The sequence below is a fragment of the Dyadobacter tibetensis Y620-1 genome (assembly GCF_000566685.1).
Classification (GTDB): Bacteria; Bacteroidota; Bacteroidia; order Cytophagales; family Spirosomataceae; genus Dyadobacter; species Dyadobacter tibetensis.
This window is the reverse complement of sequence record NZ_AZQN01000003.1, coordinates 204,473-223,156: the sequence shown is the minus strand read 5'-3', so window position 1 is coordinate 223,156 and position 18,684 is coordinate 204,473. Positions and strand designations below refer to the sequence as shown.

General features: G+C 46.0%; 18 protein-coding genes. 13 read left to right on the top strand and 5 right to left on the bottom strand.

Annotated features, from left to right (window positions below):
- Nucleotides 1–113 precede the first annotated feature (113 nt).
- The 11 genes from X939_RS0108000 to X939_RS0107950 all read left to right on the top strand — a co-directional run bounded on the left by X939_RS0108000 (nt 114) and on the right by X939_RS0107950 (nt 10,674).
- Entirely contained in the window at nt 114–2,240 is a 2,127-nt protein-coding gene (locus X939_RS0108000) for a T9SS type A sorting domain-containing protein (RefSeq protein ID WP_025762739.1), read from the top strand.
- Between the two features lie 197 nt (nt 2,241–2,437).
- A complete protein-coding gene (locus X939_RS0107995; protein WP_025762738.1) occupies nt 2,438–2,812 on the top strand; it encodes an NADH-quinone oxidoreductase subunit A in 375 nt (124 codons plus the stop codon).
- A gap of 31 nt (nt 2,813–2,843) precedes the next feature.
- Nucleotides 2,844–3,386: an NADH-quinone oxidoreductase subunit B gene (locus X939_RS0107990; protein ID WP_025762737.1), complete on the top strand. Its 543-nt coding sequence runs from the start codon at nt 2,844–2,846 to the stop codon at nt 3,384–3,386.
- 5 nt (nt 3,387–3,391) lie between these two features.
- Nucleotides 3,392–3,892, top strand: coding sequence for an NADH-quinone oxidoreductase subunit C (locus X939_RS0107985; protein ID WP_025762736.1), 501 nt, complete (start codon nt 3,392–3,394; stop codon nt 3,890–3,892).
- Between the two features lie 23 nt (nt 3,893–3,915).
- Complete coding sequence (gene nuoD / locus X939_RS0107980) at nt 3,916–5,142, top strand: NADH dehydrogenase (quinone) subunit D (RefSeq protein WP_025762735.1); 1,227 nt, start codon at nt 3,916–3,918, stop codon at nt 5,140–5,142.
- A 58-nt stretch (nt 5,143–5,200) separates the two neighbouring features.
- Complete coding sequence (nuoE, locus tag X939_RS0107975) at nt 5,201–5,698, top strand: NADH-quinone oxidoreductase subunit NuoE (RefSeq protein WP_025762734.1); 498 nt, start codon at nt 5,201–5,203, stop codon at nt 5,696–5,698.
- Between the two features lie 32 nt (nt 5,699–5,730).
- Nucleotides 5,731–7,071, top strand: coding sequence for an NADH-quinone oxidoreductase subunit NuoF (gene nuoF / locus X939_RS0107970; RefSeq protein WP_025762733.1), 1,341 nt, complete (start codon nt 5,731–5,733; stop codon nt 7,069–7,071).
- Nucleotides 7,072–7,179: 108 nt separating this feature from the next.
- A complete protein-coding gene (locus X939_RS0107965; protein ID WP_025762732.1) occupies nt 7,180–8,295 on the top strand; it encodes an NADH-quinone oxidoreductase subunit G in 1,116 nt (371 codons plus the stop codon).
- Between the two features lie 41 nt (nt 8,296–8,336).
- The gene (nuoH, locus tag X939_RS0107960; protein WP_025762731.1) at nt 8,337–9,416 is read left to right on the top strand and encodes an NADH-quinone oxidoreductase subunit NuoH; all 1,080 of its coding nucleotides are present in this window, start codon (nt 8,337–8,339) and stop codon (nt 9,414–9,416) included.
- Nucleotides 9,417–9,519: 103 nt separating this feature from the next.
- Nucleotides 9,520–10,113 (top strand): NuoI/complex I 23 kDa subunit family protein, encoded by a 594-nt coding sequence (locus X939_RS0107955; protein ID WP_025762730.1) that lies wholly within the window; start codon nt 9,520–9,522, stop codon nt 10,111–10,113.
- 42 nt (nt 10,114–10,155) lie between these two features.
- Nucleotides 10,156–10,674, top strand: coding sequence for an NADH-quinone oxidoreductase subunit J family protein (locus tag X939_RS0107950; RefSeq protein WP_025762729.1), 519 nt, complete (start codon nt 10,156–10,158; stop codon nt 10,672–10,674).
- A gap of 274 nt (nt 10,675–10,948) precedes the next feature.
- On the opposite strand, the gene X939_RS0107945 is transcribed toward X939_RS0107950, so the two are convergent.
- The 4 genes from X939_RS0107945 to X939_RS0107930 all read right to left on the bottom strand — a co-directional run bounded on the left by X939_RS0107945 (nt 10,949) and on the right by X939_RS0107930 (nt 17,065).
- Nucleotides 10,949–12,265, bottom strand: coding sequence for a DASH family cryptochrome (locus X939_RS0107945; RefSeq protein ID WP_025762728.1), 1,317 nt, complete (start codon nt 12,263–12,265; stop codon nt 10,949–10,951).
- A 195-nt stretch (nt 12,266–12,460) separates the two neighbouring features.
- The gene (gene gcvP, locus X939_RS0107940; RefSeq protein WP_025762727.1) at nt 12,461–15,352 is read right to left on the bottom strand and encodes an aminomethyl-transferring glycine dehydrogenase; all 2,892 of its coding nucleotides are present in this window, start codon (nt 15,350–15,352) and stop codon (nt 12,461–12,463) included.
- A gap of 195 nt (nt 15,353–15,547) precedes the next feature.
- The gene (locus tag X939_RS0107935) at nt 15,548–15,763 is read right to left on the bottom strand and encodes a hypothetical protein (RefSeq protein ID WP_025762726.1); all 216 of its coding nucleotides are present in this window, start codon (nt 15,761–15,763) and stop codon (nt 15,548–15,550) included.
- A gap of 45 nt (nt 15,764–15,808) precedes the next feature.
- Nucleotides 15,809–17,065: a metallophosphoesterase gene (locus X939_RS0107930; protein ID WP_025762725.1), complete on the bottom strand. Its 1,257-nt coding sequence runs from the start codon at nt 17,063–17,065 to the stop codon at nt 15,809–15,811.
- Between the two features lie 159 nt (nt 17,066–17,224).
- Between X939_RS0107930 and X939_RS0107925 the strand changes: the two genes are divergently transcribed.
- Entirely contained in the window at nt 17,225–17,443 is a 219-nt protein-coding gene (locus X939_RS0107925) for a hypothetical protein (protein WP_025762724.1), read from the top strand.
- 11 nt (nt 17,444–17,454) lie between these two features.
- Here the strand turns inward: X939_RS0107925 and X939_RS0107920 are convergent, their stop codons facing one another.
- On the bottom strand, nt 17,455–18,006 hold the full coding sequence (locus X939_RS0107920; RefSeq protein ID WP_025762723.1) for a YqgE/AlgH family protein: 552 nt from the start codon (nt 18,004–18,006) through the stop codon (nt 17,455–17,457).
- A 136-nt stretch (nt 18,007–18,142) separates the two neighbouring features.
- Here X939_RS0107920 and X939_RS0107915 point away from each other — a divergent pair, with 136 nt between their 5' ends.
- Complete coding sequence (locus X939_RS0107915; protein ID WP_025762722.1) at nt 18,143–18,661, top strand: gamma carbonic anhydrase family protein; 519 nt, start codon at nt 18,143–18,145, stop codon at nt 18,659–18,661.
- The last annotated feature ends 23 nt before the right edge of the window (nt 18,662–18,684 follow it).

The following is an 18,684-nucleotide window of genomic DNA, read 5'->3' as shown; positions in this document are numbered from 1 at the left end:
ATTATAGCCGAAATAATCTATTAAATTTGCATTCGTTTGACTGCTTCCAGCCAAATGAATTTCCACCTAATTCTTTCTGAATATGAGAGATTTTACTTGTTCAATCATTTCCAATGCGCACTAAATTAATCCTTCAGATTACGGCAAAGGCCCTGCTTTTGTTACTAATTATTCCCGTATCAGTGTATGCTCAGTTGAAAATCACCTATCCTGCTCCCAGAGCAGTTTATCAGCGGGATATCACCGGACAAAGATCCGTTCCAATTTCGGGAACTTTTAGTATTGAGATGGACAAAATAGAGGTTCGCGCCGTTCCGGTGCTCCTGGGACAAGGTGTAGAACGACCCTGGCAAACCTTACAACTAAATCCGGCCGGGGGTGTCTTTAAAGGAGATATTACCCTATATGCCGGTTGGTACACCATAGAAATCAGAGGTAGTAAGGCAGGTACCATAGTAGCACGGGACGTATTGGAACGTTTGGGGGTAGGCGAAGTTTTCCTGATCGCTGGCCAATCCAATGCCCAAGGACTTAAGAAATACCCCGGACCGGGCGCCACTGACGACCGGGTAATTTATATCACCAATGGCACCAACGATGAAACCGACCGTCTTACCGACCCTGCTCCTCCGGCTTTTGCCAAGATCAATACGGACCTGGACTTTATGTCTCCCAGAGGACAATCGGCATGGTGCTGGGGCCTTTTGGGCGACAGGCTGGTCAGTAACCTGAATGTACCCGTACTTTTTATCAACACAGCCTGGGAAGGAACGAGTGTTATCAACTGGTCGGAAAGTGCAGACGGGAAAGACACCTACAATCGTTACGGTGGATTTAAATATCCGCCCAAAATGCCTTATGCCAATTTAATGATATCCGCCCGCAATTATGCCAATCAGTTTGGCGTTCGGGCCATTCTGTGGATGCAAGGAGAAACGGATGCTGCCAAAGGAACCACAGCCACGCAGTATCGGGAAAGCCTGCAACGTATTATCGATAAGATTCAGTCCGACACAGGCAAGCGGATTACCTGGGTAATTGCCAGGACCTCCCGGACGTCGGAACCGGAGTCGGCACCGGCCCAGGCGTATCCGCATATAGTTGCAGCCCAAAATGCTGTAATAGACACCCCATTCAATCCGACCTTTCCGGGACCCGAAACGGATCCATTGGTTCCATTACGTCTGCCCGACCATACCCATTTCGTAGGCGTGGATGCGCTGACGATATTGGCAGATGCCTGGTACAACAGTTTAAATGCCAAGTTTTTTGCAGAAGCGCCACCAGTGGCACCTTCCCCTGTACCCCAAATTACGGCCAAATGTGTAACGGAAAATAATGCCGTGACGATTTCGTTGCCAACTGGATTCTCTTCCTATTTATGGAATACTGGAAGTAGCAGCAGCTCTATACGCGTTACCGCTGCGGGAACGTATTGGGCTACTGTAAAAGACGCCAATGGCAACTCGACCCTCTCCCCGGTGGTAGTATTGGAAAATAATGCCAAACCTGCCACCCCTTCGATTCTACCTCAGGGTCCACAACAGGCCTGTGCCGATTCTGCCTTTACCTTTTCTGTGGCTCCTGCCAACGATATCTTCAATTGGTACAATCAGGCCGACAACAGCATCGTTTCAAGCGGATTGGTAGCTAAACTTACCGAGTCTGGAAATTATTATGTAAAACGTCAGAACATATTTGGATGTGTTTCTGAGAGCTCAAATGCAAGCTCACTGACCATACATCCTAAAATCCCTACCCCAACTATTGCATCGTCTGGGCCTTTCTCTATCACAGCCAGTATCGACTTGCCAGGCCTTAATGAGCAATATGTCTGGCAGCGCCCAGGTATAGAAACGGATACCACTGCAACCATTATAAAGGTATTGAAATCGGGCAAGTATACCGCCAAGGCGAAAGTAGATTTCGTTCTTAACAATCAAACACTTACCTGTTACTCCGATACGGTCAGCAAGGAATTCAAGACCAATGACCAAAATGAAGTAGTGATTTATCCCAACCCAAGCCAAGACTCCTTCGTGTATGTTGAGGCTAGAGACGATATTAAATCGGCCGATATTACCCTGTTCGACAGTAAGGGCCGTGCCGTAAAAAACATCACCACCCCGGTCCTCAACAGTAGGGCCGAGTTGAATGTCTCCAACATGCCCGCGGGAAAATATATCATCAGAGTGGTGGGAGAAGGACAGAGTATTACCAAACAAATCGTCATTCGATAAGCCTTTTGATAGTATAATTTTCAAATAAGCTCCGTAATTTCGGGGCTTATTTAGCATGATACTAATTAGACAAAAGAAAAACAGCAGAATTTGATTGATAAATTTCCAGCCACTAACTTTGAAAGGGTATAGAATAACCCAACGAAGTGGTTGGTAAATGGACTCCATCACTTCTCAGAAAGCCAACCATTAGCAATATGAATAATACCTATTTGCCCTCGGACTACCTGCCTATTCTGGTACAGTTTATCCTTGCCGCTGGGTTTATCGGCGGCACGATGATCGTCACGCACCTTATTGGGCCCACCCGTAAAAGCAAACTGAAGGACGACCCTTTCGAATGCGGAATTGAGTCGGTAGGGGATGCCCGGACTCCGATATCGGTAAAGTACTTCCTGGTAGCAATCCTCTTCGTACTTTTTGACATAGAGGTGATCTTTATGTACCCTTGGGCAGTAAATTTCAAGGAGTTGGGAATGTTTGGCTTTGTAGAGATGTTAGTTTTTATGGCACTCCTACTTTCTGGCTTTTACTACGTCATTAAAAAAGGCGTACTTAATTGGGAAGAATAGGGGCAGTATCAATCAAGAACTCAAGAAAATTATGAAAGAAGTAACCATAGCAGAAGCACCCCAAGGACATAGCGGATCAGGATTTTTTGCGACCTCTTTCGACGAAGCAATCGGATTGGCCAGAAGTTATTCCCTTTGGCCCCTACCCTTTGCCACGTCATGTTGCGGAATCGAATTCATGGCTACCATGGGCGCGCATTACGATATATCCCGTTTCGGATCGGAGCGGCCCAGTTTTTCTCCTCGCCAAGCCGATTTGCTAATGGTGATGGGCACCATTGCCAAGAAGATGGCTCCCGTGGTGAAGCAGGTTTACTTGCAGATGGCCGAACCCCGCTGGGTTCTGGCAGTAGGTGCCTGTGCCTCTAGCGGTGGTATTTTTGATAGCTATAGCGTATTACAAGGCATAGACCGTATTATTCCGGTAGATGTGTACGTGCCAGGCTGCCCGCCACGCCCAGAGCAGATCATCGATGGCTTGATGCAAATTCAGCATTTGGCTCAAAATGAAAAATTACGTCGTCGTAACACAGACGAGTATCAGGAATTACTCGCCTCATACAATATTCAATAGTCGTTATGCTTAGCAATCAGGAAGTAGCAGAGGAGCTTTTAGGGAAATTTGGCAGCCAGGTTTTCGATTTCGAAGAACCCTATGGACTGCTGACCCTCTCGACCACCCGAGAGGAAATCCTTACCGTTCTTGAGTTTATCAAAGAACACAACCATTTTCAAATCAGTTTTCTGACCGACCTCACTGGCGTACAGTACCCCGATAAGACCGGCCAGGAATTTATGGTTGTTTACCACCTTCATAGCTTTGTTCACAACTTTAGGATACGAATTAAGGTTTCGATTCCCGAAGCAGACATTCACATCCCTACCGTGACGGGCCTTTGGGAGAGTGCCAACTGGATGGAACGCGAGACTTACGACTTCTATGGTATCCTTTTCGACGGTCACCCTAATTTGAAAAGGATTCTGAATATTGAAGAAATGGATTATTTCCCAATGCGAAAAGAGTATCCGCTCGAAGACGCTACCAGGGAAGACAAAATTGACGCACTTTTTGGCAGATAATGCTCACCATATAGTTTGAAACTATGGCAGATATTGAACTTCTACCGCATCAAGTCCCGGCTAATGCGGAATTACCCGAACTGGTTGAGGAACTCACCACGCTGAACCTCGGCCCTACCCACCCGGCTACCCACGGAATTTTTCAAAACATTCTGAAAATGGATGGAGAAAAGATCGTATCCGGGGAGCAGACCATCGGTTATATTCATAGGGCTTTTGAAAAAATAGCCGAAAGACGCCCGTACTACCAGATTACCACTCTTACCGACCGGATGAACTACTGCTCTTCCCCGATTAATAATCTGGGCTGGCATATGACCATGGAGAAATTTCTGGAAGTACAGGTTCCCAAACGCGCCCAATATATCCGGGTAATAATGATGGAACTTGCGCGTATTTCCGACCATATCATTTGCAACAGTATTCTGGGCGTAGATACAGGCGCCTTTACAGGGTTCCTGTATGTGATGCAGAAGCGGGAAGAAATATATGAGATCTATGAAGAAGTATGTGGGGCTCGGCTTACTACCAATATGGGTCGATTGGGCGGCATGGAACGCGATTTATCCCATACTGCTGTCCAAAAGATCAAAGACTTTATTAAAACATTCCCCCCCGTTCTCCGAGAACTTGAAAAACTCCTGAACCGGAACCGGATCTTTATGGATCGTACCATCAAGGTTGGGGCCATATCTACAGAAAGGGCTCTCTCTTATGGTTTCACTGGGCCCAATCTACGGGCGACGGGATTGGACTACGACGTCCGGGTAATGAATCCTTACTCTTCATACGAAGATTTTGAGTTTGATATCCCCGTAGGACAACACGGCGATACATATGACCGATATATGGTACGGAATGAGGAGATGTGGCAAAGCTTAAAGATCGTGGAGCAGGCCATCAATAACCTTCCCGAAGGCCCCTATTATGCCGATGCTCCAGAATATTATCTTCCTCCCAAAGATGAGGTATACAACAGCATGGAAGCATTGATCTACCATTTTAAAATTGTCATGGGAGAAATCGATGCCCCGGCAGGAGAAATTTACCATGCTGTAGAAGGTGGTAACGGTGAGCTGGGCTTTTACATGATCAGCGACGGAGGTCGGGCACCTTACCGACTGCATTTCCGCAGGCCAAGCTTTATCTATTACCAAGCGTACCCTGAGATGTGCAAAGGAAGTTCCTTATCGGATGCCATCCTGACCATGAGTAGCCTAAACGTAATTGCCGGAGAGCTCGACGCCTAAATTATTTTTTGAACTGTCGACCTTCGAAGATATAAAAATTATCAAGTTTTAGAATAAAATGACCGATACTCCAAATACCGTGGCCTTTACTCCCGAGCGGCTCGTAAAAGCCCAAGAGATGATCGCCCGTTACCCTGAAGGCCGCCAAAAATCGGCCCTCCTGCCTATCTTACACCTCATGCAAGAGCAGATGGGCTGGGTGAGCAGCGAGGCCATGGACTATGTGGCCGAATTATTGGACATCAAGCCTGTCGAGGTGTATGAGGTAGCGACTTTTTATACCATGTTCCATTTGGAACCTGTAGGAAAACATGTGATCGAGTATTGCCGCACAGGCCCTTGTTGCCTGATGGGCGGCGAAGAGGTGTACGCACATCTGCGTCAGAAGCTGGGCATAAACCCAGGTGAGACCACTACTGACGGTAAATTTACCATCAAAGAGGTAGAATGCCTGGCGGCTTGCGGCTGGGGTCCCGTTTTTCAGGTAAGAGAAAAATATTATATGAACCTTACCAATGAGAAAGTAGACGAAATTATTGACGAACTGAGCAAATAAGGCGAGTCAAAGGCAGTTAATTAAATCCTGAAATGGCTAGAAAAATATTAACAGAACATATCAACGTACCCGGCATCGAGACTTTCGAAGTCTACCGAAAGCAGGGTGGGTATACCGCTGTTGAAAAGGCAATTAAAACCATGACTCCTGAGGAGGTGGTAGAAGAAGCGAAAAAATCAGGCGTAAGAGGCCGAGGAGGTGCAGGCTTCCCCATGGGTATGAAATGGGGGTTTCTGGCTAAACCCGAAGGCGTGCCCCGTTATCTGGTTTGCAACGCTGACGAGTCGGAGCCCGGAACGTTTAAGGATCATTATCTTATGAAAATGATCCCGCATTTGCTTATAGAAGGTATGATCGTTTCCAGCTTTGCACTGGGTGCCAACAAGTCTTTTATCTACGTCAGAGGCGAATTGATGTATGTGATACATATCCTGGAGAAAGCAATAGAAGAAGCCAAAGCACAGGGTTTCTTAGGCAAGAATATTCTGGGATCGGGCTACGACCTCGAGCTGGTAGTTCAGCCTGGAGGTGGGGCATATATATGTGGAGAAGAGACTGCCCTGCTGGAATCACTGGAAGGCAAACGAGGCAACCCGCGTAATAAACCACCATTCCCTGCGGTAAAAGGTCTTTACCAATGCCCTACTGTGGTTAATAATGTGGAATCTATCTCCAACATGCCATGGATTATCAATAATGGTGGTGAAGCTTATGCCCAGATAGGCGTAGGGCGGAGCACCGGGACCAAGCTTATTTCCGCTTCGGGTCATATTCAAAAACCTGGTGTATACGAGATTGAGCTAGGTTTGAGCGTAGAGGAATTTATGAACTCCGATGAATATTGTGGTGGGATCCGTAAGGGACATCATCTTAAAGCTTTAGTAGCTGGAGGATCGTCTGTACCCATCCTACCCGCCAACCTGATAATGAAAACGGCCAACGGCGAAGACCGGCTTATGAGCTATGAATCACTATCTGACGGTGGATTTGCTACAGGGTCCATGTTAGGATCCGGAGGCTTTATTGTGTTCGACGAAACGGCCTGTATCGTTAAAAACACATGGAACTTCTCCCGGTTTTATCACCACGAGTCCTGTGGACAGTGTAGCCCCTGCCGGGAAGGAACGGGATGGATGGAGAAGGTTTTACACCGAATCGAACATGGCCACGGAAGCATGCATGATGTAGATCTGCTGGTGGATATCACAAAAAAAATTGAAGGTAATACCATCTGCCCCTTAGGCGATGCCGCCTCATGGCCAGTGGCGAGTGCCATTCGTCATTTCCGTGACGAATTCGTTTGGCATATCACCCATCCATCCGAAGCGAGTGCTCCGGGTGCTGTATACAGAGGCGATATGGCCTTGGTTTAGCAATCAAGCCCTACATTGTGTAAATTTGCTGTTGAAGCAAAAACTAACTGAAATAGATCATGGGGCTGCGGGGTTATGTAACACTCCCCCCTGTACAATATAAATGGCATGGAAGAGACAAAACCGCAATTATTTAAAATAACCTTTGATGGTATCGAGGTGGAAGTGGAACCAGGGACTACCATCATGCAGGCAGCCCGGAAAATAGCGGAAGCCGATGAGAGCCAGGCAGCTATTGTGCCCCCAGCCATGTGCTATTACAAACCCCTTCCCGCCTCGGGTGGTAAGTGTAGGGCCTGTTTGGTGCGCGTGGCTCAGGGCTCGGCCAAGGATACACGCCCGATGCCCAAGCTCGTACCCTCCTGTATTACACAGGTACAGGATGGCATGGTGGTAGAAAACACCACGAACGAAGCCGTACTTGAGGCAAGAAAAGGGATTGTTGAATTCTTGCTCATCAATCACCCCCTGGATTGCCCCGTATGCGACCAAGCAGGAGAATGCCATTTGCAAGATTTTGCTTTCGAACATGGTTCGGCAAAAACCCGCTACGAAGAGGAAAGAAGAACCTTTGAGAAGGAGGACATCGGCCCTTTTGTACAGCTGCATATGACGCGTTGCATCCTTTGCTACCGCTGTGTATACACGGCCGACCAGATTACCGAAAAAAGGGAACATGGGGTAATGAATCGAGGCGATGCTTCAGAAATCAGCACCTATATTAAAAAAAGTATTGATAACGACTTTTCCGGAAATATCATTGATGTTTGTCCGGTAGGTGCGCTGACCGATAAAACATATCGATTCAAAAACCGGGTATGGTTTAGCAAGCCCGAAGATGCCCACTGCAATTGTGATAAATGTTCGGGAAAGGTAACATTATGGTACCGCGGCGATGAGGTGATCCGGGTAACGGCACGAAAAAACACCTGGGGAGAAGTAACCGAATTTATCTGTAATACCTGCCGGTTTGAAAGGAAGAAAACGAGCGATTGGGTTCTGGAAGGCCCTACCAAAGTAAAAAGGAGTTCGGTTATTTCTGCAAATAAATATCGTTCTGACCTGGTCAAAAAGCCTGACTTTGCTTTGAAACTAGCAGCTACCCAGTTCAAAAATATCGATGACTCACGTCCTTATATCACCGATCCGGAGACGATCAGGAACCAGAGCATAGAAAATAACGACAAGGCCAACCACCGTTCACTGCTCAATCAGAATAATTAAACTTTAAAAAGGAAATTTAAGCTTCCTACTTAAGAGACAAAATGGAATTAACCGTATTTATCATCAAATCGATTACCATCCTGGTAGTTTTTGCTCTGACTCTGGTCATAGCCATGTACTCTACATGGGGAGAACGTAAGGTAGCCGGATTTATTCAGGACCGTGAAGGCCCTAACCGAGCGGGTTGGGGAGGCTTGTTGCAACCTTTAGCCGATGCGGGAAAGATGTTTTTCAAGGAGGATTTCATCCCGGCCATGGCCAGCAAATGGTTGTTTATAGCCGGGCCTAGCTTAGCCATGCTTACCGCCCTTCTGGCAAGCGCCGTGATCCCTTTTGGCTCTACAGTCCGCTTCAATGGAGTGGAGGTGCCTCTGCAAGGCGTGGAGTCCAATATTGGCATTTTATATGTTTTTGGCGTAGTGGCCCTAGGGGTATACGGAATCATGGTGGGAGGCTGGGCCTCCAATAACAAGTTTTCTCTGCTTGGTGCCATCCGGGCCGCCTCTCAAAATATTAGTTATGAAATAGCGATGGGGCTCTCGCTAATTGCCGTTCTGATGATGAGTAGTTCTCTTTCGCTGGGAGAAATTGTCTCTCAGCAGCATGGCGGTAACTGGAATATTTTCTATCAGCCATTGGGCTTTATTATATTCCTCACCTGCTCCTTTGCCGAATGTAACAGGGTTCCCTTCGACTTACCGGAATGTGAAACTGAGCTGGTAGGAGGTTATCATACGGAATATGGGAGTATGAAGCTGGGCTTTTATCTTTTTGCCGAATACATCAATATGTTTATTTCATCGGCCATCATTTCTACACTGTATTTCGGTGGATATAATTACCCTGGTATGGACTGGGTTTATACGCAGCTAACCAGCGCATTGGGCACAGGAATGGGTCATAATATCGCTACCCTTATAGGAACTGCAGTATTCTTTGGTAAAGCCATATTCTTTATCTTCTTTTACATGTGGGTACGCTGGACAATCCCCCGTTTCCGTTACGACCAGCTGATGAATTTAGGTTGGAAAAAACTAATTCCATTGGCTGTAATTAACATCATATTGACTGCGGCAGGAATTCTTTTTCTAAGGCCTCTGATCGATCAAATACTGAACTAATTCTGCGCTAGAAGGACTTTTAAGTAAGGACCTTTAAGTAGATGAAACCGAATCTGATGCTAGGGCTTAAGGCCTAATGCACAACCAATAAAAAGACATTGCCATGCAATTGACCAATCGCTCAAAGCAAGTAAGCAATAAAGAAATGACCCTGATGGAGAGGGCCTATCTACCGGCCATCGCCACCGGATTGGGTATAACCATTAAGCACTTCTTTTCCAAGAAAGTCACCATACAATACCCCGAGGTAAAACGATATCTAGGCCCGGTTTTCCGTGGACGCCATATTCTCAAACGGGATGCAGACGGGCGGGAACGCTGTACGGCCTGCGGGCTCTGTGCAGTGGCATGCCCCGCTGAAGCCATTTCCATGGTAGCTGCCGAGCGAGAAAAAGGGGAAGAAAATCTGTACCGTGAAGAAAAATATGCCGCAGTGTATGAAGTCAATATGCTCCGTTGCATTTTCTGCGGCTTATGCGAAGAGGCCTGCCCCAAGCAGGCTGTCTATCTGCGGCACGATGAGTTTGTACCTGTATTCACCGACCGAGATCAAGTAATTTGGGGGAAGGATTTATTGGTCGAGGACATGAATAATCGATATACCCGTGAGGCATGGACGAAAGAGGAAGCTCTTGCCCTGGATATCAAACGCGCCAATGGCGAACCTACCAATGTAACGCCAAGAGCGGTGCCCTGAACCTATACAACCTAATCTGGCAGACCTTTATTTAAAACCGATATGAATCCGTCTATTTCATTTTTTTACTTTCTTTCCTTTCTCACCATTCTCAGTGCATTGATGGTGGTGATATCGAAGAACCCGATCCACAGCGTTCTGTACCTGATTCTTACATTTTTTAGTATTTCCGGGCATTATATCTTACTCAACGCTCAGTTCATCGCTGCTGTAAACATCATCGTTTATGCGGGGGCTATCATGGTACTCTTCCTGTTTGTAATCATGTTTTTGAACCTAAAACAGGATCAGGCCGACTCAAAGGCCAATCTAACCAAAATTGCCGCTACAATTGTTGGCGGTACGGTCTTCGTAATCTTATTTGGAGCTTATCGCAAAACGACCCTTCCTGCTGTCGACACGGCGAATTATAACTCACAAGTCGGTATGATTGAGAATCTGGGACATTTGCTGTTCAAAGAATACTTGCTACCTTTTGAACTTATATCTATCCTACTCCTGATTGCCATGATTGGTGCCGTGATGTTGGGTAAGAGGGAAATAGGAGAACGACATTTCTAACTGCACAACATAAAAAACTTGGATAAAAAAAGGCGGTTTACCTGATGGTGGATCGCCTTTTTTCCTTATAACGAGAATTCTGCACGAGAAATAAAATCACCCACGAGATTTTTCCAGAAGTGGAGAAGCCATGGAACGCAGACGTTTCATCTGGAATGACCCTATATTTTCACAGGATGGATGCGCTAGCCTAGCATACGCTTTCCGGTGTCAGTCACCAAAATGCCTCCTGCGGATGATCACTCGGCCAGGATCCAATAAAAGCTCCAGCTTCTTAAGACCTATCAGACGCAGCGTCTTCTGGCTGAAGCCATAAACCTCGATATTTCCCATCTGGATCATAGGTCTGAGCCTGTAGTTCAATATTGAACGCCCTATCAGGTCGGGGATCGTTGCCTACACCGGCCACATATGCCCAGTTGCCCCAATTATTACATGGGTTATAGTCCACCAATTGCGCTTCAAAATATGCGGCACCGTAGCGCCAGTCCTGACGAAGGTCGTGACAGAAATAGCTAGCAACATTTTGTCGGCCCCTGTTGCTCATATATCCTGTACTGTTAAGCTCTTTCATATTAGCATCCACAAAGTCTACCCCTGTCTCCCCATTCTTCCATTTCTCAAAAATTGCCGTATCCAATGGAAAGAGCTCAACAGCCTTTTTCTTTATCCCTTCTTGACGGAAATACCGATTGCGGTATTTCTTCATCATAAAGCGAAAATAATCCCGCCAGATGAGCTCAAATATTAGCCAGTACGTTGATGGATTCGCTTTATGAGTGGATTCAAATTCTTTTATGGCATAATATATCTCCCGGGGTGAAAGGCAACCCTGAGCCAGCCAGGGGGAAAAACGGGAGGAATAATTGTCTCCCAATAACCCATTCCGGGTTTCTTTATAGGTAAGGATGGCCTTCGTTTCAAACAGATAAGCATTTACCCGAGCTAAGGCTGGGCTCTCCCCTCCCTGCATACGAAAGGCCCCTCTCCCATCATATACGGGCTCTTCAAGGCCCAGTTGCATTAGTGTAGGCAGAGAAGCAGGAGGTAAGGCCGGACAGGGTATGTCAATGGGGCTTGCAAACACGGGGCGTATAAGGGTATCTCGTTCAATTTTCTTACGGAACGTGGTAAACACATCGGGAATATCCTTCATGGCGAATGGCAGGTCGAGCGCATGATAAAGGGTGCTCGTACTATAAGTTTCCAAGTAGCACCCCACTTTCCAGAGCGCCGCTTCCACCGCATCTTCGGTACGTTTCTCTTCGTAAGCAACTTCTTTTTTTGCGAAGATCTTCTGAGCTCCATATTCCCGGGCCACTTTGGCCAGCACCTCTGCCGGATTCCCCCTGGCAACGATGAGGCCTGCACCCAAATTCCGCAGATTAGCTTCCAAATCAGCAACTGATTCCAGAATAAATTGTGCCCTGAAAGCTCCGGTCTTCTGAGTCCCATATGATGTTAAACGAAACTGACGCATATCAAAACAAAATACAGGGATTACCTCATCACTTTGCTCGAGGGCTCTTATCAGCGTTTCATTATCATGTACCCTTAGGTCGGTTTTAAACCATACTATCGATCTTCGCATCGCACTGTCTCTGATTATTAACCTCCAACACTATATTAACAATGCCCTTATAGGCATAGTTTCTTCATCAAGCTCTACTAAAGTAATACTTCTTGAGATATAATAATGTCCCTTACCATTGTATTAAACTAAAAAAGAGAGACAAAACCAGGTTTTGTCTCTCTTTTTTAGTTTAATTTTTTTTCACTTAGCTTGTTATACCTCCGCATCGGCATAGGCCTCCACGGGTATACAGGCACAGATCAGGTTCCGATCACCAAAAGCACTATCGACTCTACTCACACTAGGCCAAAACTTATTGAATCGCAGATGAGGTAGTGGAAAAACGGCTTTCTCACGGCTGTATGATCGGGCCCAGGCCTCATCCATCACAACGCGCATGGTATGGGGGGCATTTTTAAGTACGTTATCTTTCCGATCGGCCACCCCGGTTTCCACCTCTTTTATTTCATTACGGATGGCAATCATGGTATCGCAGAAACGATCCAATTCCGCCTTCGACTCCGACTCTGTAGGCTCTATCATCAGGGTACCTGCCACTGGGAACGACAAGGTAGGGGAATGGAAGCCATAATCCATCAGTCGCTTGGCCAGATCTTCGGCTTCAATACCTACAGCTTTGAAAGCACGGCAATCCAAAATCATTTCGTGCGCACAACGCCCATTGGTTCCGGTATAAAGTACGTCGTAGTGATCTCTAAGTCTTTCCTTAATATAATTAGCATTCAAAATGGCAAACTTAGTAGCGTTGGTCAAGCCCTCTGCCCCCATCATTGCGATGTAAGCGTAGGAAATGGTCAGAATGCTTGCGCTGCCATAAGGTGCTGCCGATACGGCTCCTGCTTCTCCGTTTTCCAAATGCTCGGGTAGCTTATTATAACTCACATGGCTTGGCAAGAAAGGCACCAGATGTTCGGCCACTCCAATAGGGCCAACGCCTGGTCCACCCCCGCCATGCGGAATACAGAATGTCTTATGCAAATTGAGATGGCAAACGTCAGCACCGATAGAGGCAGGACTGGTAAGTCCTACCTGGGCATTCATATTCGCACCATCCATATAGACCTGTCCACCATGTTGGTGAATTAATTCGCATATCTCAATGATGCTTTCTTCATATACCCCGTGCGTAGAGGGGTAGGTCACCATCAGGCAGGCTAGACGATCGGCATATTGCTCCGATTTAGCCTTCAAATCCGCCACATCGATATTACCACGCTCGTCACATTTAGTAACCACTACCTTCATCCCGGCCATTACAGCCGAAGCAGGGTTGGTACCATGCGCAGAGGCAGGAATCAGGGCCACGTCGCGGTGCTTATCGCCTCGGCTATGGTGATAGGCCCTAATGGCCATTAAGCCGGCATATTCTCCCTGGGCACCCGAATTAGGCTGGAATGACATGGCCGCAAAACCCGTTATCTCACATAGCCATGCATTCAGTTCAATGATGAGCTGAGCATAACCACCCACTTGAACCGTTGGGGCAAATGGATGAATATTGCCAAATTCCGGCCAGGTTAGAGGAATCATTTCCGCCGTTGCATTCAGCTTCATGGTACAACTACCTAGGGATATCATGGAATGTACCAGGGAAAGATCCTTATTTTCCAGCATCTTCAGATACCGCAACATTTCGTGCTCCGTATGGTGGGTATTGAAAACTGGATGCGTTAGAAACTCTGTTCGGCGAATTAAATGCTCGGCAATATTAGCCTCTACGAATTCGTCAATCACCATTTCTCCGGAGAAGCCCGAAACCTCTGCAAAAATATTTAACAGATCGATAACGTCCTGAAAAGTTTTAGACTCATCGATGGAGACACCAATGGTGCCATCCTCATTATAGCGCAAATTCACACCCCATTTTTCGGCCTGCTCTTTGAGCTTGGGTCCAAGGGGAGTTTGAATGGTAACGGTATCGAAATACTGGTCGGTTAGAACCGTATAATGAAACTGCCGAATGGTCTCAACAAAGAGTTTGGTAAGGCCATGTACTCTAAGTGCAATATTTTTAATTCCTTCTGGACCATGGTATACGGCATAAGCAGCGGCAATTACTGCCAGCAAGACTTGTGCTGTACAAATATTGGAGGTCGCTTTTTCTCTGCGGATATGCTGTTCGCGGGTTTGCAGGGCCATCCTAAGGGCCCGGTTGCCCTCTGCATCCACCGACACGCCGATGATACGGCCCGGGATACTGCGCTTATATTCGGTACGGGTAGCAAAGAATGCCGCGTGAGGGCCACCATAACCCATGGGTACCCCGAAGCGCTGGGCGGATCCCACGACCGCATCGGCGCCCATCTCTCCCGGCGATTTCAGTAAAGCGAGAGCTAACAAATCGGAGGCTGTAGCCACCAATACTTTCGACGCGTGAGCAGTGGAAATAAAGTCTGTATAATCGATCACCTCACCGTTGCCGGCAGGATACTGAAGTAGAACTCCGTATAGATTTTCATCGGTCAGATCCAAGGTCTTATGATCCCCTACGACCACGCTAATACCCACGGGAGTAGCCCTGGTGTGGATTAAGTCCATGGTATGAGGATGGCATAGCTCAGATACAAAGAAGACGTTGGCCGTTTTCTTTGTAGAGGGTCTTAAGGCATAAAACATGGTCATGGCCTCCGCTGCAGCAGTAGCTTCATCCAATAATGAGCCATTGGCAATTTCCATCCCGGTGAGGTCGGTTACCAAGGTTTGGAAGTTGAGCAACATTTCCAAACGTCCCTGGGCTATCTCTGCCTGGTAAGGCGTATACGCAGTATACCAGGCCGGGTTTTCCAGAATATTTCTGAGAATAACATTCGGGGTAATCGTATCATAATAGCCGGCTCCGATATAGGATTTAAACGGCAAATTCTTTTTGGCAATTTTTTTTATCCCTTGAAGAAAAGCTTGCTCGGTCTTAGGTTTTGGCAAGTTTAAGGGTCTTTGAAGCCTTATCGCCGCGGGAACAGTTTGATCGATTAACTCGTCTAAACTAGAAACCCCTATAACTTCCAACATGCCTTTTAATTCCTCATCGTCTTTTCCATGATGACGATTTTCGAAGATATCCTGGTTCTGAAGATTAATTTTCATTAAGGTTGGCTAACAGTGCCGAAATTAGATGGTTAGAAAACACAAAAGTAAGCAAAAGCAACCAAATCTTTATGAGTTGGATTACTTTGCTTACTAGGGAGTGCACAAGTAATTATTCACTCCTTTTAATAAATGAAAAAATATAAAGTCTATAGTATTGATAGAAAGCCGCATATTCAAAGCAGGTAACCAGCCTTATTTATTAGGGCATCCACAATCAGATTTACGCTTAAAAATGCCCAAGAATTTTTTAGACTTGGGCTTTTTGTAGCCTTTGTATTTTTTACGTTTCCCCAGGGTTTGCTCCGACTGAGCAGGAAGGCTATCGATGGTAGCCAATACTGGAGCCTGAAAGGTTAGTAATAGAATCAGCGTGAAAGTAGGTATCATAATCTTTTTTAGCTGCTTCATTATTGATATGTCTTAAGTTTAAAAAATATTAACACTGGAATTGAATTATCCCCTTACGAGCTCCATAATAGTTATTTCGGGAAGTATGCCTACCCTCCCCGGATAACCCAGGTAGCCAAATCCACGATTCACATAGATATATTGATCTTTCTCCTGATACAGTCCGCCCCATTCTTTGTAACGATATTGCACTGGACTCCATTGTATTCCTGGTAGCTCAACACCAAACTGCATACCATGGGTATGCCCGGCAAAGGCAATGTCTATATCAGTATATTTGGGAAGGACTTGCGATCGCCAGTGGCTTGGATCATGAGAGAGCAAAAGCTTCACTGGAAAATCTTCGCTGCCGGCATACGCCTTTTCCAGGTTGCCATACTTGGCAAAATTTCCGGCGCCCCAGTTTTGAATGCCAATCAATCCTATTTCCTCCCCATCGACACGTATCGCACGGTTTTCATCCAACATCAGGTTCCAACCTAATAGGCCATGCGCCTTCTTAAGATCGTTCAGGTTGTTTATTTTCTGTGTATCTGACCCCCACTTTACATAATCTCCATAATCGTGATTCCCTAAAGTAGAGTGAACGCCTAGGGGTGCTTTTAGTTTATCAAAAATATGAATATACTCCTTTACCTCCTCAGCCCGATCATTCACCAAATCGCCAGTAAAAAAGGCAATGTCTGGTTTCTCCTTCATCAACATTTCTATTCCTCCTTTTACCGCAGTCTTATTGAAAAAACTACCAGAATGAATATCAGATAATTGTGCTATTTTGATTCCATCGAAGGCTTTGGGAAGGTTTTTTAGGCTAACCTTTACCCGGCGGATCCGGTAATCATGAGCACCGGAGATAATACCAAATGCGAAAGTGCCCATCAAACCGGCTCCTGCGATCACAGCCGTTTGAGCCAGGAATTCCGAACGGGGAATTACCTTTTCATTATCGCCCCCCACATTTCCCGTTGAAGAAGGGAAAATATATCCCATTACCCATTGTAACGTTCTTCTTAGCTCATCTATAAGGAGAATAACAACGGCCAGCAGTTTAGAAAGATATGGTACGGTAATAAATGTAATGACGAATATCCTCACATTTTTACTGAAGATATCCGGGGGAAGCAGCTGAATGGCAAGATAAGCCATCAGGGTGAGACCCGTAAATACCCAATAGCCGATTCCAATCCCTCGCTGCCAGGAAGTAGACAGATTGCGAATGGCGAGACGAAGCCCGGTCCAGACATACCAGTCTATGGTCAATAATATCAGTCCTAAGACTACAAAAACTAAAGTACGATTCATAATTATACGCTTTCTATCGATTTATAACGTCGCGCCTACGCTTCTCGTTCAGCCTAGCAGATAAAAAGTAGAAAAGCCCTTTATATAAAGAAATATGCTGTTTAAATGTATAAATCTTCGGATATTCCCCGAACTTTGTGGTAAACTAATCATGAATCCATGGAATTCGATTTTAAAAGATATCATATACGCTCCATAAATGCTGCGGACGGTAAGGAGCGGGCCGCCATCAATCAGGAATTGAAAGATCTGTATAATAGTCTGACGGAAGAGCAGCAAGATGAATTCAATCGGCAACTACAACATTTTCTTAGCAAGGAGGTTGGACGAATCAAATCGGACTATGAATCGGTAAGTGGTCTGGATCGTGCCAATTAGCCTCTCTCGTACTAATTAAGACGAGGATCGACAGGGTAATGGGCAATAGAACGATATTCTCCGCCCATATTGCGCAATACCTCCCTCCAAAAGCTATTCGCTGGCGTATCGAAAAGAAAGTCAGGAGAAGTTTTGGTTATAATCCAGGACTCTGCCTCAATTTCATCCTGGAGTTGCCCTCTACCCCAGCCGGAGTAACCAATAAAAAAACGGATATCGGAAAGGGATAAAGTGTTCATATTAAGCATGATTTTTACTTTCTCGAAATCACCACCCCAATGTAGTCCCTCCATAATTTCTACTCCTTCGTCTATTAGATCGGGGCGTCGATGAATAAAATGTAAGGTGTTTTTTTCTACCGGCCCTCCCAGATAAAGGGGAACATCCTGATATATGGATTCGTCGATTACATCTCCCAAAAATACATCCGTCATTTGATTGAGGACGAAACCAAAACAACCGTCAGCAGTGTATTCACAAATCAGAACGGCTCTGCGTTCAAAATTCGGGTCGCCAAGATAGGGCTTGGCGATTAATAAACTTCCTTTGCTAACCTGCTGCATCAATCGATTCGTTTAGTTTCGGTTCCTACAATAAAACCCAATATATTTATTTTTATTTTAACTTATCGGGTCCAAGGCCCCTTATTTGTAATTTTTCCTATATAAATAGCATTAAAACCCATTACTCTTTTAAAATATGGCTCTTATCAAATCAGTTCGGGGAAAAACGCCCATTTTTGGAGAACAGGGCTGGCTAGCCGAGAATGCGACTATCGTGGGCGACGTGGAATTCGGTTCGCATTGTACTGTATGGTTCAATGCCGTGGTAAGGGGCGACGTCAACAGCATCCGTATCGGACACCACAGTAATGTTCAGGATGGCGCCGTCATACATTGCACCTATCAACGACATGCTACCATTATCGGCAATTATGTTTCGATTGCTCATAACGCTATTGTGCATGGGTGCACCATCGAAGACCATGTGTTGATAGGCATGGGATCTATTGTGATGGATGGAGCAGTAATCGGGACCGGGGCCATCATCGCTGCCGGAGCCATTGTCACCCAAGGCACCAAGGTGCCACCCGGCACCATCTACGCAGGGAATCCAGCCAAGTTTTTAAAGAATGTATCTACCGAACTTAAGGAGGCGATTGATCGTACCGCCAACAATTACATTACCTATTCGGGATGGTTTAAGGAAGATAATTAAACAAAAAGCCGTCGGAACAGGCC

Coding starts and splice junctions, on each gene's coding strand:
- X939_RS0107925 (WP_025762724.1), top strand. CDS start 17,225: ATGGAATTCGATTTTAAAAGATATCATATACGCTCCATAAATGCTGCG.
- gcvP (WP_025762727.1), bottom strand. CDS start 15,352: ATGAAAATTAATCTTCAGAACCAGGATATCTTCGAAAATCGTCATCAT.
- nuoH (WP_025762731.1), top strand. CDS start 8,337: ATGGAATTAACCGTATTTATCATCAAATCGATTACCATCCTGGTAGTT.
- X939_RS0108000 (WP_025762739.1), top strand. CDS start 114: ATGCGCACTAAATTAATCCTTCAGATTACGGCAAAGGCCCTGCTTTTG.
- X939_RS0107955 (WP_025762730.1), top strand. CDS start 9,520: ATGCAATTGACCAATCGCTCAAAGCAAGTAAGCAATAAAGAAATGACC.
- X939_RS0107935 (WP_025762726.1), bottom strand. CDS start 15,763: ATGAAGCAGCTAAAAAAGATTATGATACCTACTTTCACGCTGATTCTA.
- nuoF (WP_025762733.1), top strand. CDS start 5,731: ATGGCTAGAAAAATATTAACAGAACATATCAACGTACCCGGCATCGAG.
- X939_RS0107965 (WP_025762732.1), top strand. CDS start 7,180: ATGGAAGAGACAAAACCGCAATTATTTAAAATAACCTTTGATGGTATC.
- X939_RS0107990 (WP_025762737.1), top strand. CDS start 2,844: ATGAAAGAAGTAACCATAGCAGAAGCACCCCAAGGACATAGCGGATCA.
- X939_RS0107930 (WP_025762725.1), bottom strand. CDS start 17,065: ATGAATCGTACTTTAGTTTTTGTAGTCTTAGGACTGATATTATTGACC.
- nuoD (WP_025762735.1), top strand. CDS start 3,916: ATGGCAGATATTGAACTTCTACCGCATCAAGTCCCGGCTAATGCGGAA.
- nuoE (WP_025762734.1), top strand. CDS start 5,201: ATGACCGATACTCCAAATACCGTGGCCTTTACTCCCGAGCGGCTCGTA.
- X939_RS0107915 (WP_025762722.1), top strand. CDS start 18,143: ATGGCTCTTATCAAATCAGTTCGGGGAAAAACGCCCATTTTTGGAGAA.
- X939_RS0107995 (WP_025762738.1), top strand. CDS start 2,438: ATGAATAATACCTATTTGCCCTCGGACTACCTGCCTATTCTGGTACAG.
- X939_RS0107920 (WP_025762723.1), bottom strand. CDS start 18,006: ATGCAGCAGGTTAGCAAAGGAAGTTTATTAATCGCCAAGCCCTATCTT.
- X939_RS0107945 (WP_025762728.1), bottom strand. CDS start 12,265: ATGCGAAGATCGATAGTATGGTTTAAAACCGACCTAAGGGTACATGAT.
- X939_RS0107985 (WP_025762736.1), top strand. CDS start 3,392: ATGCTTAGCAATCAGGAAGTAGCAGAGGAGCTTTTAGGGAAATTTGGC.
- X939_RS0107950 (WP_025762729.1), top strand. CDS start 10,156: ATGAATCCGTCTATTTCATTTTTTTACTTTCTTTCCTTTCTCACCATT.